This is a genomic window from Streptomyces sp. NTD91, assembly GCF_059510455.1.
Genome location: NZ_JCAJZW010000010.1, coordinates 12,873 through 35,754 on the forward strand (window position 1 = coordinate 12,873; position 22,882 = coordinate 35,754).

16 protein-coding genes are annotated in these 22,882 nt (G+C 71.6%); 9 read left to right on the forward strand and 7 right to left on the reverse strand.

Features of this window, described 5'->3' with window-relative positions; all coding sequences use genetic code 11:
• Positions 1–12: 12 nt before the first annotated feature.
• Positions 13–675, forward strand: a complete 663-nt coding sequence (locus tag AC5WRT_RS13765) for a CBS domain-containing protein (protein WP_496095306.1) — start codon at positions 13–15, stop codon at positions 673–675.
• Positions 676–749: 74 nt separating this feature from the next.
• Here the strand turns inward: AC5WRT_RS13765 and AC5WRT_RS13770 are convergent, their stop codons facing one another.
• Together AC5WRT_RS13770 and AC5WRT_RS13775 are read right to left on the reverse strand one after the other, a co-directional pair.
• The gene (locus tag AC5WRT_RS13770; RefSeq protein ID WP_496095305.1) at positions 750–1,616 is read right to left on the reverse strand and encodes an ABC transporter permease; all 867 of its coding nucleotides are present in this window, start codon (positions 1,614–1,616) and stop codon (positions 750–752) included.
• 16 nt (positions 1,617–1,632) lie between these two features.
• A complete protein-coding gene (locus AC5WRT_RS13775; RefSeq protein WP_496095304.1) occupies positions 1,633–2,664 on the reverse strand; it encodes an ATP-binding cassette domain-containing protein in 1,032 nt (343 codons plus the stop codon).
• Between the two features lie 334 nt (positions 2,665–2,998).
• Here AC5WRT_RS13775 and ftsH point away from each other — a divergent pair, with 334 nt between their 5' ends.
• From ftsH to AC5WRT_RS13795, 4 genes are all read left to right on the forward strand, one after another.
• On the forward strand, positions 2,999–4,972 hold the full coding sequence (gene ftsH, locus AC5WRT_RS13780) for an ATP-dependent zinc metalloprotease FtsH (protein WP_496100249.1): 1,974 nt from the start codon (positions 2,999–3,001) through the stop codon (positions 4,970–4,972).
• A gap of 362 nt (positions 4,973–5,334) precedes the next feature.
• Positions 5,335–6,177 carry a universal stress protein gene (locus AC5WRT_RS13785; RefSeq protein ID WP_496095302.1) on the forward strand — a complete coding sequence of 281 codons (843 nt, stop codon included), beginning with the start codon at positions 5,335–5,337 and terminating at the stop codon, positions 6,175–6,177.
• A gap of 340 nt (positions 6,178–6,517) precedes the next feature.
• Positions 6,518–8,008, forward strand: coding sequence for an AAA family ATPase (locus tag AC5WRT_RS13790; protein ID WP_496095301.1), 1,491 nt, complete (start codon positions 6,518–6,520; stop codon positions 8,006–8,008).
• A gap of 101 nt (positions 8,009–8,109) precedes the next feature.
• Positions 8,110–8,865 carry a SpoIIAA family protein gene (locus tag AC5WRT_RS13795; protein WP_496095300.1) on the forward strand — a complete coding sequence of 252 codons (756 nt, stop codon included), beginning with the start codon at positions 8,110–8,112 and terminating at the stop codon, positions 8,863–8,865.
• A 545-nt stretch (positions 8,866–9,410) separates the two neighbouring features.
• On the opposite strand, the gene AC5WRT_RS13800 is transcribed toward AC5WRT_RS13795, so the two are convergent.
• Entirely contained in the window at positions 9,411–9,560 is a 150-nt protein-coding gene (locus tag AC5WRT_RS13800) for a hypothetical protein (protein WP_496100250.1), read from the reverse strand.
• Positions 9,561–9,751: 191 nt separating this feature from the next.
• Between AC5WRT_RS13800 and AC5WRT_RS13805 the strand changes: the two genes are divergently transcribed.
• Positions 9,752–11,110 (forward strand): MptA/MptB family glycosyltransferase, encoded by a 1,359-nt coding sequence (locus AC5WRT_RS13805; RefSeq protein ID WP_496100251.1) that lies wholly within the window; start codon positions 9,752–9,754, stop codon positions 11,108–11,110.
• Between the two features lie 343 nt (positions 11,111–11,453).
• Here AC5WRT_RS13805 and AC5WRT_RS13810 read toward each other — a convergent pair whose 3' ends face one another.
• Together AC5WRT_RS13810 and AC5WRT_RS13815 are read right to left on the reverse strand one after the other, a co-directional pair.
• Complete coding sequence (locus AC5WRT_RS13810) at positions 11,454–11,966, reverse strand: MarR family winged helix-turn-helix transcriptional regulator (protein WP_496095298.1); 513 nt, start codon at positions 11,964–11,966, stop codon at positions 11,454–11,456.
• A gap of 259 nt (positions 11,967–12,225) precedes the next feature.
• Positions 12,226–13,695 carry an MFS transporter gene (locus AC5WRT_RS13815; RefSeq protein ID WP_496095297.1) on the reverse strand — a complete coding sequence of 490 codons (1,470 nt, stop codon included), beginning with the start codon at positions 13,693–13,695 and terminating at the stop codon, positions 12,226–12,228.
• A gap of 470 nt (positions 13,696–14,165) precedes the next feature.
• On the opposite strand from AC5WRT_RS13815, the gene AC5WRT_RS13820 reads away from it, so the two are divergent.
• Positions 14,166–16,943, forward strand: coding sequence for an ATP-binding protein (locus AC5WRT_RS13820; protein WP_496100252.1), 2,778 nt, complete (start codon positions 14,166–14,168; stop codon positions 16,941–16,943).
• Between the two features lie 396 nt (positions 16,944–17,339).
• Here the strand turns inward: AC5WRT_RS13820 and AC5WRT_RS13825 are convergent, their stop codons facing one another.
• Positions 17,340–18,173 (reverse strand): PIG-L family deacetylase, encoded by an 834-nt coding sequence (locus AC5WRT_RS13825; protein WP_496095295.1) that lies wholly within the window; start codon positions 18,171–18,173, stop codon positions 17,340–17,342.
• Positions 18,174–19,544: 1,371 nt separating this feature from the next.
• On the opposite strand from AC5WRT_RS13825, the gene AC5WRT_RS13830 reads away from it, so the two are divergent.
• Positions 19,545–21,155 carry a hypothetical protein gene (locus AC5WRT_RS13830; RefSeq protein WP_496100253.1) on the forward strand — a complete coding sequence of 537 codons (1,611 nt, stop codon included), beginning with the start codon at positions 19,545–19,547 and terminating at the stop codon, positions 21,153–21,155.
• A gap of 306 nt (positions 21,156–21,461) precedes the next feature.
• Positions 21,462–21,734 carry a hypothetical protein gene (locus AC5WRT_RS13835; RefSeq protein ID WP_496095293.1) on the forward strand — a complete coding sequence of 91 codons (273 nt, stop codon included), beginning with the start codon at positions 21,462–21,464 and terminating at the stop codon, positions 21,732–21,734.
• 261 nt (positions 21,735–21,995) lie between these two features.
• Here the strand turns inward: AC5WRT_RS13835 and AC5WRT_RS13840 are convergent, their stop codons facing one another.
• Positions 21,996–22,601 carry a class I SAM-dependent methyltransferase gene (locus tag AC5WRT_RS13840; protein ID WP_496095292.1) on the reverse strand — a complete coding sequence of 202 codons (606 nt, stop codon included), beginning with the start codon at positions 22,599–22,601 and terminating at the stop codon, positions 21,996–21,998.
• Positions 22,602–22,882: the final 281 nt, after the last annotated feature.

Here is a 22,882-nt window from a genome sequence, read left to right on the forward strand (position 1 = left end):
GGAGCTGCTCACATGACCGCCCAGCACAGCACCGTCAGCGACGTGATGACACGCGATGTCGTCACCGTCCAACCTGAGACCCCCTTCAAAGAGATCACGTCCGTGCTGTCCACGCATGGCATCAGCGCCGTGCCCGTGGCCGATGCGCACGGCGCGCCGATGGGACTGGTCTCGGAGGCCGACCTCCTCCGGAAGCAGGTCGAACAGCCCGACAAGTACGGCGAGCAGGCAGCACCTCAGTGGCCGCACGAGCGGGTCAAGGCACGCGCGGAGAACGCCGCCGGGCTGATGACCACCCCCGTGGTCACCGCACACGCCGACTGGCCGGTCGCCCAGGCGGCCCGGACGATGGACCGCCACCGCGTCAGGCGGCTGCTCGTCGTGGACGAGACGGACCACATCATCGGCATCGTCAGCCGCTCGGACCTGCTACGTGTCTTCCTGCGCCCCGACGAGGAGATCCGGGAGGAGATCTGCGACGACGTGCTGGAAGGGATGCTGCGGCTGGGCGAAACCGAGGTGCAGGTCCAGGTTCACGAAGGTGTCGTCACCCTGCGCGGCGAGGTCGAGAACCGCAGCACCGCCCGGATCGCCGAGCGGCTCGCCAAGGGCGTGGACGGCGTCGTCACCGTCCGACCGATGATCGACTATTCCGTCGACGACACGGCCGCATAGAGAACGCGTCCAGCGCCCGGAAGACCTGCGGGTGCGCGCTGTGTGCCTGCACCGGCGTGGGCCTGGGCACCGGCCTATTCGGGTTGCCCGAAGCCGTTGATGGCCAGGGCGAGGAACGCGGCCGCGCAGGCGCAGACGATGCCCAGTTCGGCGGCGAGAGGCAGCCGGTATCCGAACAGGGTGACCCCGGTGGGGAAGCGGGCCTGGGCGGCGGGCGGCATGTGCTGGGCGGCGAAGACCAGGCGGCGCAGTGGATCGACGGCGTAGGTGAGCGGGTTGATCCTCGTCATCACGGTCAGCGAGGTGGGCAGGCCCTTGAGCGGGAAGAGGGCTCCGGACAGGAAGAGCATGGGGAACAGCAGCAGCGGCATGACGACGGAGAAGCCCTCCATGCGCTGGATGCGACTGGCCACGAGGACGCCGAAGCAGGTCATCAGCGCGGCCATCAGCAGTTCGACTCCGATCGCCTCGCCCATCAAAGGTGCTGTCAGGTGCACGCCGATCAGGGGGGCCAGGGCCAGCATGACGGTGCCCTGGACGGTGGCCACGCTCGCTCCGCCGAGTGTCTTGCCCACCACCAGTGCCGTGCGGCTGACCGGAGCGACGAGCATCTCGCGCAGGAAGCCGAACTCACGGTCCCAGACGATGGAGATCGCCGAGAAGATGGCCGTGGTCACCACCGTCATGGACACGACGCCCGGAAGGACGAACTTCTTGAAGTCGAAGCCTCCGGTGCTGCCCACCAGCGACGTCATCCCGTAGCCCAGGACGAAGAGGAACAGAACCGGCTGCACGAAGCTCGAAAATATCCGAGCCCGGTTGCGCGCGAAGCGGATCAGCTCCCGGCGCCACACCATGCCCACGGTGCGCAGATCCTCGGAGAACGGCTCGCCCGCCTCGCCCGGGGACGGGGAGACGGGTGACGGACGGGCTGCGGTCATGGGCGCTCACACCCTCTCATCGGCGGTGGGCGGCGTGGGCGCGTACCTGCGCCGAGGGCGTGTGCCCGGTCGGCTCCTCCCGGATCTGCCGGCCGGTGTAGTGCAGGAACACGTCGTCCAACGTCGGCCGCCGGACATGGACACTGCGCACCGCCGCCTGTGCCTGTGCGATCAGCCGGGGCACCTGTGCCTCGCCGTCCTCGGCGTGGACGACGACGGCCTGCTCGCTCTCCTGCACGCGGTGGCCGACGGCCCTGAGCCGAGCGGCGACGCCGGGGTTGTCGTCGGTCACCAGGTCGACGGTGTCGTCGCCGACGCGGCGCTTGAGTTCGTCGGGGGTACCGGTGGCGACGAGGGAGCCGTGGTCGATGATGGCGATCCGGTCCGCGTATTCGGCCTCGTCCATGTAGTGCGTGGTCAGGAAGACCGTCAGGTGCTCCTCGCGACGCAACCGGAGGACGTCGTCCCACATCAGAGCCCGGGTCTGCGGGTCCAGGCCGATGGTCGGCTCGTCGAGGAAGAGCACGGCGGGGGTGTGCAGCATCCCGCGGGCGATCTCCAGGCGGCGCGCCATCCCACCGGAGAAGGTGGACACGAGGTCCTGCCGCCTGTCCTCCAGTTCCACCAGCCGCAGGACCCGGTCGATGCGCGGCCCCACCTGGGCGCGCGGCACGTGGTAGAGCACGGCGTGAAAGCGCAGGTTCTGCTCGGCGGTCAGCTGATCGTCCAGGGTCTGCTCCTGGAAGACCAACCCGATCCGGCGACGCACGGCCCTGGGCTGCCTGACCACGTCGAAACCGGCGACCGACGCCCGCCCCACCGTCGGCCGGGCCAGGGTGCACAGCATCTTGACGGTCGTGGTCTTCCCGGCGCCGTTGGGGCCCAGGAAAGCGAAGACCTCGCCCGCCCACACCGAGAACGACACCTCCTGGACCGCCACCACCGGCCCGTAGCGCTTGCCGATTCCCGCGACGTCGATCACCGCGGCCGCTCCAGCGGTCTCCTCACGCGACCGCGCGTGCACCGGCGCTTTCGGCGGAGTGCCCATGTTCCACCTCGCCCGTCTCGGCCTGCACTCCAGCCTCCCGCCGCACGGACCGCCGGGTCCAGGGCCGGTCGCCCCGGACCTCCGGTCCGAAGGACCCACCGGCCGACCCAGCACGGCGAACGGCCCCACGCCTGCACCAGGATCACGCCGGTGTCAGGGCACCTGTCAGTCGGCTCCCGGTCGCCGCCGCGGTCGGCCTCGATCCTGGGCGGGCGCTGACCGAACGGCCCCATCAGGGCCGTTCGACCCTGTCACCCGGGCACGAACGGGTCGAGGCTGGTGGATGGGGTGCACGCGAGCGAAGGGCGTGGGATCGGTGATCAGAGGAGTTCGGATGCCGCACCGGCACCTGACGCCGCCCGCCAAACCGGGGCCGCCGCGGGAACCGTCCACGCCTCCGTCGCGGCAGCCACCGGCGCCCGGCGGACGGTGGATCTTCTGGTGGATCCTGATGACCCTCGTCATCGTCCTCCTGCTGTCTCGCGCCCGTTCCGGGCCACACACGACATCGCTTTCCTACAGCGACTTCGTCGGCAAGGTCGGCGCCAGCCAGGTACGAATGGTCGACATCAACGACAAGGGCTCGGTCAACGGCACCCTGAAGGACGGCACGAAGTTCACCACCCAGATCCCCACCGCGCTGGGCACCGGGGCCCAGCTCCAGCAGCAGCTGACGTCGCACCACGTGCAGATCAAGGCCAGCCAGAGCAACGGCGGTGGCTCGGCGTGGTTGTCCGTGCTCTTCTCGTTCCTGCCGTTCCTGCTGCTGGTCGGCTTCTTCGTGTGGATGGGACGACGGGCCGCGGGGTCCGTCACCGGCGGGCTGAGCGCCATCGGCCGTTCACGGGCGAAGATCATCGAGGCCGAGCGGCCCACCACCGGCTTCAGCGACATCGCCGGATACGACGGGGTCAAGCAGGAGATCAGCGAGGTCGTCGACTTCCTGCGCAATCCCGCCCGGTACACCGCCGCAGGTGCCAAGGGACCCCGAGGCGTGATCATGGTGGGGCCGCCCGGTACCGGCAAGACGCTCTTCGCACGGGCGGTCGCGGGCGAGGCGGACGTGCCGTTCCTGTCGGTGACCGGCTCCGCGTTCGTGGAGATGTTCGTCGGCGTCGGCGCCTCACGGGTGCGCGACCTGTTCGACCAGGCCCGCAGGCGCGCCCCCTCGATCGTCTTCATCGACGAGATCGACGCGCTCGGATCGCGCCGCACCGGCGGAGGCCGGCTGGGCGGTAACGACGAGCGCGAGCAGACCCTCAACCAGTTGCTGTCCGAGATGGACGGCTTCGACCAGTCCAGCGGCATCGTCGTCCTCGCCGCGACCAACCGGCCCGAATCCCTCGACCCGGCCCTGCTGCGCCCCGGACGCTTCGACCGGCAGGTCACCGTGCCACTGCCCAACCAGACCGAACGGGCCGCGATCCTCGCCGTCCACGCCCGCGACAAGAAACTGGCCCCGGACGTCGACCTGGATGCCGTGGCACGCGCCACGCCAGGGTTCTCCGGCGCCGATCTCGCCAACCTGGTCAACGAGGGCGCCATCAACGCCGTACGCGACGACCGCACCCGGATCGAACCGCACGACCTCGATGCCGCCCGTGACCGGGTGCTCCTGGGGCGCCGGGAGTCCTCCAACGCCCTGCTGCCCGAGGAACGCCGCTCCGTCGCGGTCCACGAATCGGGCCACGCCCTGGTCGCGGCACTGTGCGAGCACGCGGACCCCGTGGCGAAGGTCACCATCCTGCCCGCGGGCGTCACCCTCGGCGTCACCGAACAGCTGCCCGAGGCCGAACGCCACCTGTACAGCGAGAGCTACCTGACCGACCTGCTGGCGGTGCGCCTGGGCGGGCGCGCGGCCGAACTCGTGGTCTTCGGCGAGGGATCGACAGGAGCCGCCAACGACCTGGCCGGAGCCACCCAGATCGCCACCCGCATGGTCCGTGAGTTCGGCCTCTCCGCCGAACTCGGCCCGATCGGTTACGCCTCCTCGCACCAGCAGTTCCTCGGTGAGAGCACCGAGGAGTCCGGCCGGCCACCGTACTCGGAGCAGACCCAGCGCATCGTCGACGAGGAGGTCGCCCGCCTGCTGCGCCTGGCCGAACAGCGCACGGTCACGCTGCTGCGCGACCATCGGCACGCCCTGGAACGCCTGGCCGAACGACTGATCACCCAGGAGACCGTCGACGGCTCCGTCGTCCTCGACGTCCTGCGGCAAGAGCGTGCCCGGGCGGACGGAAGAAACGATGACCACGCCGTTGACGCGCCATCGGCCGAGGAGCCGGGAGTTCGCACCCCGCCCCAGTGACCGTCAGCGGCACGGCGACCGAGCGCCTGTCGCGGGGCTGGTCCCGCCCTCACCGCGCAGGGGATCGCCTGCGCCGAGCGTCACGCCCCCGCCGCTCATGCGCGCCGCAAGGGGAGGGCCGCCACGACCGTCGGCTCTTCACCCGTGCGAGGTGGTGGCCCGGCACAGCCGACGAGGCCGGAAGAGCCGTCCTGAGATGCCTCCACCGGGTGGATGGACGACGGTAGAGAGAGGTGACAGCCGCGGCAGCTCATGTGCCATGCCTGCCGTACCGCCGGGCCACCCGCTTCCCTCGGGCGGAGCATCGCCGGCCCTCACGGAACAGGTGCGGCGCCCGACATCCGCATACCCGGGAGAAGGCAATGACTGATCCGATCACGGTCGGAGTCGACGGCTCCGGGCGAAGTCTGCGAGCTCTTGTGTGGGCCGCCCACGAGGCGGCACTGCGCCAGTGCCCCTTGCGCATCATCCATGTCCTGCACCCAGCCCACTCCTACGCGACGACCGAACAGGGACGCGCGCGGGAGGCGGGCAACTGGGACAAGGGAGTCGTGGCCGAGGCCACCACCATCGTGCGGGAAGCCCATCCGGGCCTGGAGGTGACGTCCGACCTCCCCTCAGGCACCCCGGCAGCGGTGCTGCTGGGCGAGGCGGAGCACGCCCGTACGGTGGTGCTCGGCGCGAAGGGCATGGGCGGCTTCGGGAGTCTGCTCCTCGGTTCGGTCGCCCTGCAGGTGGTCGGCCACGCGGCATGCCCGGTGGTGATCGTCAACCACGTCACCACCGGCCATGGCCGCATCGTCGTGGGCACCGACGGATCGGCGCACGCGCAGGCCGCCCTCGCGTACGCCTTCGAGGAGGCGTCGCTGCGCGGTGCCCAGGTGCAGGCCGTGCACGCGTGGAGCCATCCGCAACCGCACGCCTATGTCAGCGCGGCCCAGGACGCCATGGCCAAGGAACGTCTGCAGGCCTTGGAGGAGTGGCTGGCGCCGCTGCGCGAGGAGCACCCCCAGGTCGAGGTGGTGGAACAGGTGCCCGACGAACCACCGGTCATCGCACTGGCACGGGCCTCCGACCGCGCCGACCTCCTGGTGGTCGGCTCGCGGGGACTGGGCGGCTTCCACGGTCTGGCCCTCGGCTCCGTCAGCCACCACCTCCTGCAGTTCTCCCAGTGCCCCCTGGCGGTCATCCGTCCACAGGCCTGACATCCCTGCCTTCGCACACGTGCTGGTCCGCCCCTGGCGCGATCCGCGTTCATCTCGACAATGCGGCGGGTCGACGGGTTGGCATGCCCGGAGCAGGAGCTGGAGACGTGGGCCCGAGACGCATCGGCCGACGCCGCTGGACTGACGATCTCCTGCCGCCCCGGGGGTCGGCCCGGCGACGGCGGGACATGCCCCGGTGCGGGAGTCGAGCCGGACGAAGGGGTGCGGCTCGGCTCGCGGGAGAAGCCCCGTGTGCACCGGCGAGCCAGTCGTGTGTCGCGGGGCCCGGCATCTGGCGTTGTACTGGAGAGGAAAGCACCACCGAACGAGGGGAATGGCCGTGCTGTCGTCCGACATCCCTCTCCCGGACAAGCCGCAGAAGGTGTTCGACCGGGACGCCGAGTGGCAGGAACTCGTCGCGTTCGCCTGTGACAGCCGGCCCGAGGCCCGCCTGGGGGTGGTCGGCGGGCGGCTTCGGCAGGGCAAGACGTTCTTGCTGGAGGCACTCACCGGCGCCCTGGGGGGCTTCTATTTCGGGGCACAGCAGGGGGCGCAGGCCGAGTCGCTGAGCCACCTCGCCGACGAGCTGGCCCGGTACACGAACGCGTCCTCCGCAAGCCACTGGCACGGTTGGGAGGACGCGGCCGACGACCTCCTGACCCTCGGAGACCGACGGCCGACACCCATCGTCCTCGACGAGTTCCCCGACCTGGTACGGCAGAGCCCCTCGCTCCCCTCCATCCTGCACAGCGCCTACCGGCGCCGCGACGGCGGTCGCCCCGGTCAGGCACGCCTCCTGCTGGCCGGCAGTTCCCTGCCCCTCATGCACCGGCTGTTCGGCACAGCGTCCCCGCTGCACGAACTGAGCGATCTGCACCTCACCCTGCGGCCGTTCGACTACCGCCAGGCGGCACGCCTCTGGGGTATCGACGACCCCGCCCTCGCCCTGCTCGTCCACGCCGTCGTCGGCGGCACCCCCTCGTACCGCCACGAGTACGTCCAGGACGACATCCCCACGGGGCGGGAGGACTTCGACGCCTGGGTGTGCAGAACCGCCCTCAACCCGGGCAAACCCCTGTACCGCGAGGCGTACCACCTGCTGCAGGAGGAGATCGACCACAAGGACCGCGCGCTGTGCCACTCCGCCCTCTCCGCCGTCGCCACGGGCTGCTCGACCCAGGGCCAGGTCGCGGACTGCCTCGGCGCTCCCCTGACCGACACCGCGCGCTGCCTCGGGCTGCTGCGGGAACACGGGCTGCTGCACAGCGAGGCCGACGCCTTCCGGCCCAGCCTCATCAGACTGCGCATTGCCGAGCCGCTGCTGACCTTCGAGCACGCGGTCGTACGGCCTCACCGGTCGGCCCTGACACAGCAGGACGCCGTCGCGGTCTGGAAGCATGCCCGCCCGGACTTCGACTCCATGGTGGCCCGGTCCCATTTCGCCCAGATCTGCCGGGACTGGGCCCTCTCCTTCGCCGGACGGGACGTCTTCGACGCCCGCCCCGGGTCTGCCGCCCACGGGTCGGTTGCCGACCCTGCGCACCCGGGCGGTTCGGACGTGGCGGCGGACGTGGTCGTACGCGGCCACGGCGGCGTACGCAACGGCTCTCTGCTGTCGGTGGGCCTTGCCCGGTGGGACGAGGTGATGGACCTGGACCATCTGGAACATCTCGGCCGGCTCCTCGACATCCTCGCCGACCGCGGCGAGGACACCGCCCGCACCCGGCCCGCCTGCTACAGCGGGGCCGGTTTCAGCCCCGCTTTGCGCGCCGCCGAAGTGCAGGGTCAGGTGGTACTCGTCGACCTCGACCGGCTGTACGGACGCCGGTAGCCGGCCGCCGGGTGGGCCGAAGCCACCGGGTGCACCGGTTCCTCCGGCTGCTTTCCCCACGGCCAGGCTCCACAACGCACCGACACGGAGAGAGGAACGGCATGCTCGAACGAGCTCAGGACGTGCCCTCGGGGGTCGTCGCGGTCAAGGCGGTCGGCACGGTGTCGAAGGACGACTACCGAACGGTGATCGAGCCCCTCGTCGACGACGCGCGCAGGGAAGGACGCCGCATCCGGATCCTGTGGGAGTGCGGCCCGGAGTTCCGGTCGTTCACGCCGGCGGCCGGGTGGGAGGATCTCAAGGTCGGGTTGGGCGCCATGCGCCTGTTCGAGGGATGCGCCGTCGTCACGGACACCCGCTGGATCCGGGAGCCGACCCGGCTCGCGAGTTTCCTGATGCCCTGCCCGGTACGCGTCTTCGACGTGGAGGACCGTGAGGAGGCACTGGACTGGCTCGCCTCGCTGCCCGAAGGGCCCGGTGTGTCCCACCAGCTCCTCGCCGAGTCCGAGGTACTCCTTGTCACCGTCGAACACCCTTTGCGTACGCAGGACTTCGACGCGCTGGCACAGACCGCCGACAGCTGGCTCGCGACCCACGACACACTGGCCGGTGTCGTGGTGCACGCTCGCGACTTCCCCTGCTGGGAGAACATCTCAGGCCTGCTCCGGCACGTACGCTTCGTCCGCGATCACCACCGCAGGGTGAGGAAGGTCGCGCTGGCAGCCGACTCGAAGCTCGCCGCACTCATGCCTCACTTGGCGAACCACTTCGTCCAGGCCGAGGTACGGCAGTTCCGATACGACGAAGTCGACGACGCCGTCGCCTGGGCCGCGAGTCCAGCGTCCCGGCGTTCCTGAGCGCGCAGTAGTTGCCGCGCGCACGGCTCCCGGTGCCGGGACGATCGTCACGCTGAGACCACGTCACCGGCGATCAGCACCGCCGTTACCCCGGCATCCGAATGTTTCGGTATCCGATGTAGCCTTGTGCGCCGGACCGGGGCGGGAGCCCGAGTACGTGCGACGGGGCGCGCAAGGCGGCCGCGTCGGAGGGAAGAGAGCCCGTGCACAGAGCAGCGAGGACCGCAGTCGCCGACGGCGCGGTCACGGCGGCTGCGACGGGAGCGACCTTCGTGTGCCGCGCGGCCGGGCAGCGGGAGAAGGGCGTTCGCACGGCGGCGTCACCGCGTGCGGGAGCGGTACACCCGGTGAACACCAGTCCGCCCCCGGGCGGAGGAATGCGCACCACGGCACAGCGGTGTCCGGCCGCCCGGCAGTCGCGGGACACGGCGAGGGCCGCGTCGCTCGCCGACAACGCCGCGGACGCGGGCGCGGAACGGGCGTCGTGCGGGACGGTTCCGCACGCGACGTCCCTGACCCTCGCCGGCAGCCGGCCGGCCCGGTTTTCAGGCGCCGTTCTCCGTCCGTGCGAACCTGGACCACGGCGGGCGGACGACGACGTGGACGTACGGCTCGTCGCTGACCGTGGAGCGGCGAGGCGACGGCCGCTCGCTGGTCAAGTGGGCGCCGTCGGCGCCCGGTCCGAAACCGGCCACGGGTCGGCAGGTCGTGGCCGCACCGGTCGGCGCACCGCCGGTCGGGGTGGTGGACCGGGCCGGGAGGGAGCTGACCGCCGCCCGGCGACCTTCCTCGGCCGGCGTCCTCGGTCAGTTGCGGGAGACCGGCACGGAGCGCGCCGCGAACCGACCGGCGCGGCCGTGACGGGAGTACGACACAGAGGGCGACCTTGACGAGCAACGACAGCGCATGGAATCTGCACACCGCGGGACGAGGCACGACGGTCTCGCCGACCGCACGGGCGAGCGACGGACGGCCCCGGCCGCGTGCGGCCGTGTGGACGGCCGGGGCGGGCGTCGCCCTGTTCGGGCTGGTCGGTGCGAGCGCTCCCAACCACAACACCCTCAGGGCGCCGATCACCTGGCTTCGGCTGCCGGCCATGACGGGCACCGTTTCCGCGGTGGTCACCTGCGTCGCCGTGGTGCTGTCGTGCGCCGGAACCCTCCGCCTGCTGGACGCCCACAGCCAAGGCTGGCGTCCCGATCCACGGGCCGTCTTCCGCGTCGGCGCGATCGCCGTGCTCGTCGTAGCGAATCTCACCCCGGTCGGCTCGTCCGACACGGCCAGTTACGCCGCCTACGGCCGTATCGCCGCGCTTGGCGGTGATCCGTATGTGACGACCCCTGCCCAGTTGGGGGGTGGCTACGCCCGCCTGGTCAGCGACGCCTGGCAGCACACCCCGTCGGTGTACGGCCCGGTCGCCACGTGGTGGCAGGCCGCCGCCGGGTTCGTGGGTGGCGACCGGCCGCTGCTCACGATATGGGTGCTGATGCTGGCGAACGCGGCCGCGTTCCTCGGCACCGGCCGCCTGTTGATGCGCGCCGCCGACGATCCGGTCCGGGCCGCACTCCTGTGGACCGCCAATCCGTTGCTGATCGGCGTACTGGTCGGGGGCGGGCATCTGGACACCCTCGTCGCCGCCCTGGCCGTCGGCGCCGTTCACGTGGCGCGCCGGGCCACCGGACGGCACCACGACCTGGTCGTCGGGGGACTGGCCGGGCTGGCGTGCGGGGTCAAGATCAGCGCCGCCCTGGTCGGGGTGGGCCTCACCTGGCCGCTCGTCCGCTCCGGCGCCTGGCCGCGGGCGGCCCGTGTGTCGGGGGCGGCGGTGCTGACGTTCTTCGCACTCTACGGCGGCTACGGTTTGCACGCCCTGAAACCGCTCTCCGCGGCCTCGCATCTGGTGTCCACACCCTCGCTGTGGGCGGTGTTCGACCGCTTCGAGACGGAGCTCACGGGCCCTGGTGCGGCCGCGGCGAGCATCAGCGTGCTCTGGCCGGTCCTGTTGCTGGGGCTGGCCCCGCTGCTCCACCGGCACCTCCCTGCGGACTCCCCGCGCATCGTCACCGCCACGTTCGCACTCGCCTTCGCCTGGGTTCTCGCGGCACCGTGGGCGATGCCCTGGTACACGGCCCTCGCCTTCGCCCTGGCAGCCCTGTTCCGCCCCGTCCGGCTGACACACTGCCTGGTCGTGGCCACCGCCGTGCTGGCCCTGCTCCACAACAGCGGCGGTCACGGCTGGACGTGACGAGACGTCCGGGGCCGCGTAGGGGTGTTCCCGGCGCACGCGGGACCGCCGCCGGAAGAGCGCGGCGGCCGGCGGTCGGCGATCCCCGCGGCCGTAGGTCCGGCGGTGGGCGGCAGGGTGGCCAGTGGCCGGCGCGGCATGACGGTGGCGCGAAGCCGTCCGACGACCCGGGTGAGGCGGTGATCCTCGCCCGCGCGCAGGCCGAACCGATGCCGCACGGTCAGGCGCGGGCGGGCCGGACCGTACGCAACGGCCACCGGCCGAGCCGGATTCGCCGACGCGCGAGAGGACCAGGGGCAAGGGCCGGCCGACTCGCGCGCGTCCGGTGCACTCGCTGGTCCTGTCAGCCTTCGGCCGCGCCGCCGGACGGCTCGCCCAGGTTCTCCGCCAGCCGGAACAGGGCGGGCAGCGCCTGGGTGATGGCCGTCCGGGAGCCGTCGTCGAGGGCGGCGAGAGCGGCGTCGATACGGCGTTCGTGAGCGGTGGTCCAGGCGGCGAGCTTCTCGCGGCCGGCGTCGGTGAGCGTGACGACCGAGGCCCGGCGGTCGGCCGCGTCCACGTCGCGCGCGACCAGCCCGGCGGTGATCATCTGGCCGATCAGGCCGCTGACCGTGCTCGGCGCCAGGCGCCGACGGGCGGCCAGGTCGCTGATCCGCACCGGGGAGTGCTCCCCCAGCACCTGCAGCAGCTCGACCTGCGCCATGGGCAGGGTCTCCCACGGATAGTCGGTGCGGATCGAGGAGCGCAGCGCGCGCCTCAGCCGGGTCACCGCCTCGGTGAGCAGACGGGCCTGCGGCTCTTCTCCGACGGGACGGGCAGAGACCGACGACACCTCGGTGCTGGGCTGCTGGGACATGGAGCAAGGGTAGCCGGGCGGCACACACATCCGGTCCGCCCGTCCAGGGAGCGAACCTCCGGTCGACCCGCCCGGCGTTCCGACCACACGTCGGTGCCCGACGTGCTCGTCGGACTCCCCGCGGTCGCTGTCCGCACGCCCGGCCCGCCCGCCGCTGCGGCGGGACTCCCGACGGTCAGCCGGGCCCGGCGCAGGAGTCACACGGCCACACGCCCTTCCCCGCCGGCCGGCCCGGCCGGCCCGCGGCACCACGGACCCGTCACACTCCTCGTCGAAGCGTCGCCTGTGACGTTCTCGGGTCACGGCCCGGGCTCAGCCATGCCGAAGCGACCGCCGCGGCCGAAGCCGCCACGAGCACGGCCGCCGCCCACCGTGCCCCCGCCTGCACGCCACCGCCGCTCATCACGTGCAGGGCGAGCGTGACCAGGGCGACACCGAGTGCCGTGCCCAGACCGCGCGTCATGTTCACCAGCCCCCCACCGGTACCGGAGGCCCGCGCCGGTACCGCGCCCATGATCATGCTGTTGTTGGCCGGAGTGAACGTCCCCAGCCCCAGCCCGGTCAGCGCCAGCACCGGCACCAGCCAGCCGATCGTCAGCGGGACGACGAGCAGCGCGGCCACCGCCAGAGTGAAGACGCAGGCTCCGGCCAGGCAACGGCCGCGGTCCGGAAGACGGCCGGGAAGCAGGCGGTCGCCACCGGTGGCGGCCAGCGCGAATCCGGCCGGCAGCGCCGTGAGCACGAGTCCGGCGGTCAGGTCCGAGCTGCCGCGCGCGGTGAGTACGACGGGCACCAGCACCAGCGGTCCGAACAGCACCAGGTATCCGCTCAGGGCTCCTGCCAGCCCGAACGCCACCGCCCGCCCCCGCAGCAGAGCCAGGTCGAGCAACGGGTCGGCGGCCCGCCGCTGCCGCCGCGCGAACCCCCAGCCCGAGCCGGCCGCCAGCAGGAACAGCAGGGCGACCGCCCAGCCGGGCACGGCGAGCCCGGATGCCGCCGACACTGCCATCAGGGCACTGGTGGTGGTCACCGCGAGCAGCCCGAGCCCGGCCCAGTCGAAGCGCGGCACCGCCGTACGGGCCCGCGTGCGCGGCAGCAGATAGTGCCCGCCGACCAGCGCGATCAGACCGACCGGCACGTTCACCCAGAACACCCAGCGCCACCCCAGCGTCGAGACCAGCGCGCCGCCGACCGTCGGACCCAGTGCCAGCCCGAGCGCCTGGGCGGCGGCCTGCACGCCGAGCGCGCTGCGCATCCGCTCGCGCGGTGCACTGGTGGTCACCAGGGCGACGCTGTTGGCCTGCATCATGGCCGCGCCGGCCGCCTGGACCACCCGGAACGCGACAAGCGCGAGCAGCGAAGGCGCGAGGCCGCAGGCGGCGGAGGCCAAGGTGAAGACGGCGAACCCGTACAGGTACAGCAGCTTGCGGCCGTGCGCGTCCGCAAGCCGGCCGGCCGGAACCAGCAGGGCCACCAGCGCCAGCAGATAGGCCAGCGACACCCACTCCACCGCCGCCAGTGACGTGTGGAACTCCGTGCGCAGGCTGCCGTACGTCAGCGTCACGATGCTGGCGTCCAGCTGCCCCATGAACGCCCCGAAGCAGACCGTCCCGACGGCCAGCCACCAGGCGTGCGGCAGCGAGCGAATCCCCTCTGGGCGTGGCCGCTCGGCGGTGAACACAGTGGACCAGTTCCCCCGCGACGGGTGCGGACTCATGTCGGTGGCCATACCTCGATATTATATCGGCCACCGAACTATTCTGCCATCGTCCTATCTCGCGCCGCGTGGCAGCTCCGCCCGCTGCGTCCGGACGACGGAGTCGAGGAATGGCCTTGGCGCCGCCACGGCGGCCGGCAGCTCCGGCTCGGGAAGGGGATGCCGCCGTCCGTGCCGACGCCACTGCCGCGCGCCGCTCGCGCCGCCGGTGATTCGCCCCGCGCAACCGGGTCTCGACGCCGCACCGGCCGCTCCCGGCGGAGCCGGGAAGCGGCACCACGCCTTGTGCGACGGACATGCGTGGCCTCGAGGAGGCGGCGCGTCAGGACTGTCGCTCGGCCGGTACGCATGCGACGGCGCTCACGCGCCTACCACTGCGGCTCCCTGCTGGGAAGGCCACCGACACGGTTCCTGCACATTTCTACCGCGCATCGTCCCGCCTCGCTAGGCTGACCAACAGGCTGGGAAGCGAGGGGAACAGCGTGCCGGAGCAGGAGCACAACGAGAGGCCGGTCGGTTCGGCAGGCCCCAGCCGGGCGGGAACGCCCCTGTACGAGCGCGACGACGAAGTGGCCGCCGCGCGGGAGGCGGTGGAGGCGCTCTGCACCCGCGCGGCGGACAGCGGTGGTCGACGTGGCGGACTGCTGTTCCTGAGCGGCGCCGCAGGACTGGGCAAGACGACTTTGCTGGCCGAGATCCGAGGCATGGCCGCCGCCCGCGGGTGCACGGTCCTGTCCGCGCGCGGCAGCGAGCAGGAGCACACGGTTCCCTTCCACGTCGTCCGGCAGTTGCTGCAACCCGTCCTGGCCTCCTGCACCGAGGCCCAGCGTCTCGACATCTTCGGGGACTGGTACGAGATCGCGGGGCCGGCCGTCGGCCTGCTCGCCCAGCAGGCCGGTACCGCCGTACCGGATCCCCAGGGCGTCCGGGACGGCCTGGACTGGGTTCTCACGCAGCTCGCCGTGCGCAAGGCGCCGATCATCACGATCGTCGACGATGCTCACTGGGGTGATGCGGAGTCCCTCACCTGGCTGGCCACGTTCGCCGTGCGCGTGCAGGAACTTCCCGTCCTGATCGTCCTGGGGTACCGCCCGGACGAACTGCCGGACGAGGCCGCGGCGTTCCGTGAACTCGTCGGCGGCCGCGGGTCACACCCGATCACCCTGCGCGCTCTCAGCCCTGGGTCGGTCGCGAAACTCGTCCGCGGCGCGCTCGGTCCGGACGCGGACGATCCCTTCTGCCGCGAATGCTGGGCCGTCACCGGCGGTAACCCCTACGAGACCGTCGAACTCGTCGCCAAGGTACAGGACCGGGGTCTGCCCCCCTCCGAGGAGTCGGCTCATCTGCTGCGGGACCTCGGTGCGTCGTCCCGCGGCACCGGACTGGTCAAGCGGCTGGAGAGGCTCGGCAACCGGGCCGTGCGGCTTGCCTGGGCGGCGGCGGTGCTCGGTACCGAGATCTCCCCCGAACTGGCGGCCTCGGTGGCCGGGCTGCCACCGGCCGAGGCTCAGGACGCCACGGACACGTTGCGAGTCGCTCGTATCCTGACCGGCACCAGGACGCTCGAGTTCGTCCACCCCCTCATCGCCACTGCCGTGTACCGGGCCATCCCGCCGGCGATGCGGACCGCCATCCACGGGCAGGCCGCCAGCGCGGTGACCGACGCGGGCCTGGACATCACTGTCGCCGCCCGGCACCTGCTGGAGACCCACCCGGGCAACGACCCGCAGACCGTGGAGCAACTGCGCGCGGCGGCGCGGGAGAACCTTCGCCAAGGTGCTCCGGACGCCGCCCGTCGCTGCCTGGAGCGTGCGCTGCGCGAACCGCCCCCGCCCGAGGAACGCGCGGCCGTGCTCTACGAGCTCGGCTGCTCCGCCCTGCTCACCTCCCCGGCCACCACGGTCAACCACCTCTCGGCGGCCCTGGAGCTTCCCGACCTCGACCCCACGCTCAGAGAGGACGCCACTTTCCGCTTGGCCCAGGCTCTCGCCCACAACGACCAGCTCGGCGAAGCAGCCGCCGTGGTCGGAACCGAGGCCGCCCACGCGCGGACGTACGGGGCGCGGCTGCGCCTGCAGGCCGCACACCACCTGTGGCGGGTCTTCGACACCAAGGAGGTGCAGGCGCCTGTCCGTTCCCGTCGGCTCGCGCGGCTCGCCGAGCACCTGTCCGGGCAGAACGTGGGCGAGAAGGCCTTGTTGTGCCTGCGCACCTGGGATGCCACGCTGCGCGGTGAGCCGGCTGAAGACGCGCTGGCCGTCGCCGCACGCGCCGTGGGGCTCAGCTACACCGACCCCGACTGGGGCTTCGAACTGCCGAGCATCACCGCGCTCGGATACATGTACGCCGACGAGTGCGACCGTGCTGAGGAGTTGTTCAGTTCCGCCATCGCCGAGTGCCAGCAGGTCGGTTGGAGCGGCGCACACCTCTCCTTCGCCTTCAGCCTCCTCGGGCTGGTCCACTTCCGGCGCGGACTGCTCGTCGAGGCCGAGCGCTGCGCGCGTGAGGCGGTCCGGCTGGCCGACCGCGTCGGGCCCAGACTGCCCGCCAAGTGGTACGCCGTCGGTCTGCTCCTCGACGTCCTGCTGTCCCGCGGCCACTTCGAGGAAGCGCTGAACGTCGCCGAGATGCACGACTTCGCGCCCCCCTACCCCAACGCGGTGGTCTTCCCCGACCCCCAGACGCTGTACGGGCGCCTGCTGCTGGTCCGCGGCCGACGCCAGGAAGCCGTCGCCCAGCTCACCGCCGCCGGGGAACGACTTGAGGCCAAGGGCATACTCAATCCGACCTGGTGTCCCTGGGCGGGACACCTCGCCCTCGCCCTCGCCCCGGAGGACCCCGCAGGCGCCCGCGCTCTCGCAGCGCAGACACTGCGCCGAGCGGAGCGTTACGGCACGCCCACTGCCAAGGGTGAGGCCTTGCGCTTCAGCGCGGCGGTGTCCGAGGACGGGGACAGCCTGGCGCTGCTCGGGCGCGCGGTGGCGACGCTCAGCAAGTCCCCGAATCAGTACCTGTACGCCGAGGCACTGGTCGACTTCGCCGTCGGCCTCGGACGCGGCGGCCGTGCCGACCGGGCAACGGAACTGGCCTTGGAGGGGGCTGAGTTGGCGGACAGGTGCGGCGCGGAGCAACTCGCGGCGCGGGCGCGCGCGGAGATCGCCGCATCGGGCTTGCGCCCGAGTGGACTGCGCACCGCGGTGCAGCGGAATCGGCGGCCGGCGGAGCCGGGCCGTGCGGACACCGAGGAACTACGGCACTGACGCCACTCGGCAGAGGCAGCGCGCCCGGGTCGCGACCACCGGCACCGCGTCCGCCGGGAACGTCACCCATTCAGCTCGGGGGCCCGTTCGGTGCTGCGGACGATCGGGCTTCGTTCGCCGACGCGCCGATCAGCGACGGTGCCGCGCCCCGGGGACGAGCCGTTCAGCCACGACCTCTGCGCCAGGAGACCGAACGCACCGCCGCAGAGCGGGGGTCGCCCGCCTCGGGTTCGGACGGTCCCGCCGGCTCACCCGGGGCGCGCCGAGCGCCCGGGCGGGCCCCGGCACCGGTCGGCACCTCCCGCGCGACCGCCGCTGCGCCTACGCCCGGTCGGCCACCCGGCCGGACTCACCGAGCAGGTCACCGACGCCGGCCGGACCCCAATGGCGGGCGGATCAGCGCAGTCCGGCGAAGAGGTCGTTCTCGGGCACGGCCGCGCCGGTGGTGTCCCGGACACGTACGAAGGTCTCGACACCCATCAACTCGGTGAACCTTTTCTGGCCCATCTTGAGGAAGAAGATGTTCTCGCCCTGGCTGGCGTGTGCGGCCAGCGCATCGAACTTCTGACCGCCGAACGCGGTGGTGTCCACCCAGGTGGTGATCTCCTCGTCGGGAAGGCCGATCTCGGCCATGGCGGCGGCCTCGGCGGGATCCGGCTCCTGCCAGTCCGCACCGAACTCACGCATGGCCTCCCCGAACCGCCGCATCATCGAGCGGGGTGCCGTCGTCCAGTACACCTTCGGTGTCGAGACGGTCATCGCCAGCGCCGTCATCGTGATGCGGTGCGCCTGGATGTGGTCGGGGTGGCCGTAGAAGCCGTTCTCGTCGTAGGTGACGACCACATCGGGTTGGTAGCGGCGCATGAGTTCCGCGAGTCGGGCAGCCCCCTCCTCCACCGGGGTCTGCCAGAACGATCCGGGGGCCTCGTTGGCCGGCCAGCCCATCATCCCGGAGTCGGCGTAGTCCAGCGTCTCCAGGTGACTGACCTTCAGGACAGCGCAGCTCGACTCGAGTTCTTGCCGCCGCATCAGGGCGACAGCTGCCGGATCGTGCCCGGGATCGCCCGGCTTGACACCCCCAGGCCCGTCACCGCAACTGCCGTCGGTGCACGTCACGAGGACCGTGCGGATGCCCTCCGCCGCGTACCGGGCGAGGACACCTCCCGTTCCAGTGGCCTCGTCGTCGGGGTGGGCGTGCACCGCCATGAGTGTCAAGGGCCGGTTGTTCATGAAAACATTCCTCCTGTGTGAAAAGACCTCGGTCCGAGTCTGCGCCAGGCGTACCGGTGGCCGCCCCGCCAGCCCGTCGGAAAGCACCTCGAGGCGATCGGACCACCTGAACGTCCTGTGAACCCCCAGTCATGGACGATGTCATGGTGCGCCGAGGGGACCAAGTGCTCGACCGCGGGTCACAGGCCCTCGGCCTCGTCCACGCGCACGTCGGCGGTCCCGGTTTCCGCGCTCGCCCACCCGGCCGGACCCCGGGAACGAGAGGGCACGGCTCGGCGAGAGCGGGAGGCGGCGGTCGGGGAAAACCGCGGTCCGACCGCCTTGCGGGAACCTTGGCCCCGGCGCCGAGGCCGGTCGGGAGCGGACCGGCCACCCCTGTGACGTGAGCCTGCCGGCTTCAGGCTCGTGGGATGACGCCGGCGGGGTGGTGGGCCGACTCGGCCCGTGATGAAGGTACGGCTGCCCGCCGGAGGCGATCCCGGTGCTCCTCCAGGGCGCTGGGCGGACCTCCAGGGCGCTGGGCGGACCGACGGTGGTGCGTCCCGTGGCTTCACGTCGGAGTCGTTGCTGCACCGCCTCGCCTCCCGGCGGCGTGCCGGGGCAGGACGGCCCGAGCGGCATCGCCGCCACCTGCCGTCATGCCGCCCGCGGTCCACGACGGCCCCAGGCAGCACTGGGAACAACCGATCGACCGGCGGAATCGGCTGCACGCCGAAACCCTGATTCGCCGCAGGAGAAGAATCCGAGTAGCGAATGTCGGCCGACAACAGAGCCCTTGTTAAGTTTTTTTGACCGGCTGTTGCCTGCAACTTTTCAAATTCAACGACCGGTTGCACGAAGAAGAGGTCCAAGGCCGGTGGACGACCCGTCACGGTCGGCCGTCCAGCGGGTCGGACACCTGCCCGCAACTGCTCTGTCCTGGCGTTCGACCAGCGGAGACAGAAGCACGAGTGACGTCGAGGCCGTCCGCCCGGGAGGACGGACGATCACCTCCCTGTGAAGGGGCTGTGCTCGTCCATTGACCTGATCGCGTCAAGTCTGCTTTGCTTCTCCGCGTCTGAAAGGGCATCACCATTCCGTCCGGCAGGAAGTAGTGCGAACCCCTTCTCACTGCCTTTCATTCGTCCAGTTCGGAATGCGGAGTATCCCCGCGGGTCACAGCGCCGTACGTGAGTTCCCCACCTGCCGAGCACATCGCCCGTGCAGTCACCCGGTGCCGCTCGCGTCTCTCCTTCTGCTCTGCGACGACACCGGCGTGCACGTCGACCGCCGGAGTCGGCGTACCAGGTGATGCGCCTCGTCGACGGTCCATGCAGCTCCCTCCGCCAGACCGACGGCGGAGGTCCGTGCGAAGAAAGGGCCCCACCACCCATGGGCATTCCCCACATACGCGGCGCAGCCCGAGCAACCCTGACCGGGCTCGCGTCGTTGTCCCTCGTCACCGGTGCCGCACTCGCCGCCGTACCGCAGGCGGCAGCAGCCCCACAGGCCGCGGCCCACGCGACGAGACCCAACCCGTACAGCCCGGCCTACCAGCACCCGTACCGGCACGGTGTCATACCGACCGTCCAGCGGAACGCCAAGATGAAGTCCTGGGCCGCCAACCAGCCGGCCGCCACCGCGGCGACCGGGCCGGAGACGCTGTCCTACGGCGGCGGCGTCGACGGCATCGGCGTCCAGAGCGGTCACTCCAAGGTCTACCTGGTCTTCTACGGCTCCCAGTGGGGCACGCAGAGCACCAACAGCAGCGGCGACGCCACGTTCTCCGGCGACCCGGACGGCGCGGCACCGGTCGCCCAGGAGATGTTCAAGGACATCGGCACCGGAAACGAGCGGTGGTCCGCTGACCTCACCCAGTGGTGCGACGGCCCCAACGTGCCGACAGGTGCCACCAGTTGCCCGTCCGGCGCCGACTTCGTCCCGTACCAGAGCGGCGGCGTGCTCTCCGGCGTGTGGTACGACAACTCGGCGGCCTCGCCGAGCGCCGCGACCGGGCACCAGCTCGGCGCCGAAGCCGTCAAGGCGGCCGGCCACTTCGGCAACACCACCGCCGCGTCCAACCGGGACGCCTACTACGTCATCCTCTCGCCCCACAACACCAACCCGGACAGCTACCAGGGCCAGTACTGCGCCTGGCACGACTACAACGGCGACAGCACGCTCACCGGCGGGCCGGTGTCCTCCTCCTACGGGGACATCGCGTTCAGCAACCAGCCCTACAACATGGACTCCGGCGCCGGCTGCGGCGTCGGATTCGTCAACTCGCCCGGCACGCTCGACGGCTGGACCATGACGCTCGGCCACGAATGGCACGAGATGATGTCCGACCAGAACCCGGCAGGCGGGTGGACCAACCACACCGGCAGCTCGTACGACGGCCAGGAGAACTCCGACGAATGCGCCTGGATCTCGCCGGGCAGCACGGGCGGGGCGGCCAACGTGACGATGGGCACCGGCACCTTCGCCGAGCAGGCGAGCTGGTCCAACGACACCAACAGCTGCGCCATCTCCCACGCGATCGTCGGCGGCGGCAGCGGCGGCACCGGTGGCACCCTCACCAACGGCACCTTCGAGACCGGCAGCCTCTCCGGCTGGACCACCAGCGGCACCACCTCCGCCTCCGCCTCGGCGGCCCACAGCGGCAGCTACGGTGCGTTGGTCGGCTCCACCGGTCCGACGAACTCCTCCTCGCTCTCCCAGTCCTTCACCGCCCCGTCCGGCACCAGCAAGGTCTCCTTCTGGTACGACGTCACCTGCCCGGACACGGTGAGCTACGACTGGGCGACGGCCACGCTCCAGGACACCACGGCGGGAACCACCACGACGCTGCTCGGCAAGACCTGCACCCAGGGTGCGGGCTGGAAGCAGGTCTCCGGCACCGTGACCGCGGGCCACAACTACACCCTCACCCTCACCAACAAGGACGACAACTACGCGGGTGATGCGACCTACACCTACTACGACGACGTGACTGTCTCCTGACCCTCGCGTCGTACAGTGGGGGCGAGCCCACGGCCCGCCCCCACCCCGTCCGAGCGCCCACGCCGGGCGACAGCCACCGGAGGCCCCGTGCTCCTGAAGTCGGTCCGCACGTACCCCGTCCGACGCGCACGCCGCGCCGGGCTCGCCGCCGTTGCCGCGGCAGCCGTGACGAGCGCCCTGGGCGGCTGTTCGTCCGGTCCCACCGGGTCGCCGTCTCCCCCGCTGCCGTCGCGTTCTCCCGCGTCGTCCGCACCCGCCGCCCGGTCGGTCGTGCTCGACGAACGGGCACGGGGAACCGTCGTCAGGGTGACCGTCGGCACGCTCGTCGTGGTGCGCCTGCACGGCACCTACTGGTCGACCCCCGCCGGCTCGAACCCTCGCGTGCTCGCCCCCGTCGGCAAAGGAACCACAGCCACCGGCACCTGCCCGCCCGGCCGCGGCTGCGGGATCTCCTCCGCGCACTTCACCGCCCTTCGGTCCGGCACCGCTCACGTCACCGCCCGTCGCGACTCGTGCGGCGAGGCGATGCGCTGCTCGCCGGACCAAGCGCGGTACGACGTCACCGTGACGGTCACCTGACCGTGGACGACCGCACGGGTGTCCCGTCGGAGACTCGCACCCGCATGGTACGGATCGGCAACGCGATCGAGCGGTGGCCGCGTCCCCTGCGCGGACGGGTCCGATGCAGCCTGTGCGAAGGAATCCCCCTCAGCGTTCAGCAGAGGGGACCGCGGTCGCAAGGCCGAGGCCGTCGTCACCGCACAGTCGACCGTCGTGTCGGAAGGTGAGTCGGCGGCTGACGACAGGTCTTGGTGGCGCAGGACCACCTCGTGGTGCACCTCAGCGGCGGTGGACGCTGACGGCGTAGCCGCCGCCGGCGTAGGGGTCGGCGTCCCAGGTGGCGAAGCGGTCGACAAGGGTGAGGCCGGCCGTGGCGCAGCAGTCGTCGTACTCGGGCAGTGTGATGCTGGGCGGCACGGGCAGGTGGGCTTCGTCCAGTCCGAAGCCGGCCACCAGCAGACCGCCCGGGCGCAGGGCCGCGGCCAGGCGTTCGACCACCCTTGCCTCGGTGCCGGCGGCCAGCAGCGGGAAGATGTTGCCCGCAGCGACCACGAGATCGAAGTCGGCTGCGACGCCGAGCGCCGCCGGGCTGAATTCGGCCAGATCGGCCTGGAACCAAGGCAGCTCGGGCGCCTGTTTCCGGGCCACTGCCAGCATCGACGCATCGAGGTCCACCCCGACACACTCGTACCCGAGACGCGCGAGGTGGATCATGACCCGGCCGGTACCGCACCCGGCGTCCAGCACGCGTGCTCCGGTGGGCACGAGCGCCGCGCAGAACCGCGCCTCCCCGTGCACATCCTTCCCGCTACGGGCCAGCGCCGCGAACCGTGCGGCGTAGTCCTGTCCGGACGTGCCCCCGGTCAACTCCTTCCAACGGCTCATGCGGTCCAATATAGGTCGCCCGTGCACCGCTGGACGACGCGACCGAGTCCGCGGCGCTGAAGCCCGTCGCGGAAAGCGGCCCCGGCCCGGGACCCGCCCCGCGTCTCGGGGCGGAGCCTGAGGCCGGTGAGCCCGCCCCCTGAGGCAATCCGGTGTGTTTCGCCTTGTCCCGAAGTGCGTCTTCGAGCCGCGGCTTCACCCGCGGAGGGCGAGATCACATGCGGCTGGGACGGCACTTGGCATCCGGGGGGGTCTGCGAGTCAGGCCGCCGCCGTATCTGT

What these genes read in the sequence shown, in the direction of transcription:
- AC5WRT_RS13785 (WP_496095302.1), top strand. Translation starts at nt 5,335, where the DNA reads ATGACTGATCCGATCACGGTCGGAGTCGACGGCTCCGGGCGAAGTCTG.
- AC5WRT_RS13795 (WP_496095300.1), top strand. Translation starts at nt 8,110, where the DNA reads ATGCTCGAACGAGCTCAGGACGTGCCCTCGGGGGTCGTCGCGGTCAAG.
- AC5WRT_RS13765 (WP_496095306.1), top strand. Translation starts at nt 13, where the DNA reads ATGACCGCCCAGCACAGCACCGTCAGCGACGTGATGACACGCGATGTC.
- AC5WRT_RS13840 (WP_496095292.1), bottom strand. Translation starts at nt 22,601, where the DNA reads ATGAGCCGTTGGAAGGAGTTGACCGGGGGCACGTCCGGACAGGACTAC.
- AC5WRT_RS13825 (WP_496095295.1), bottom strand. Translation starts at nt 18,173, where the DNA reads ATGAACAACCGGCCCTTGACACTCATGGCGGTGCACGCCCACCCCGAC.
- ftsH (WP_496100249.1), top strand. Translation starts at nt 2,999, where the DNA reads ATGCCGCACCGGCACCTGACGCCGCCCGCCAAACCGGGGCCGCCGCGG.
- AC5WRT_RS13770 (WP_496095305.1), bottom strand. Translation starts at nt 1,616, where the DNA reads ATGACCGCAGCCCGTCCGTCACCCGTCTCCCCGTCCCCGGGCGAGGCG.
- AC5WRT_RS13830 (WP_496100253.1), top strand. Translation starts at nt 19,545, where the DNA reads ATGGGCATTCCCCACATACGCGGCGCAGCCCGAGCAACCCTGACCGGG.
- AC5WRT_RS13815 (WP_496095297.1), bottom strand. Translation starts at nt 13,695, where the DNA reads ATGGCCACCGACATGAGTCCGCACCCGTCGCGGGGGAACTGGTCCACT.
- AC5WRT_RS13775 (WP_496095304.1), bottom strand. Translation starts at nt 2,664, where the DNA reads ATGGGCACTCCGCCGAAAGCGCCGGTGCACGCGCGGTCGCGTGAGGAG.
- AC5WRT_RS13810 (WP_496095298.1), bottom strand. Translation starts at nt 11,966, where the DNA reads ATGTCCCAGCAGCCCAGCACCGAGGTGTCGTCGGTCTCTGCCCGTCCC.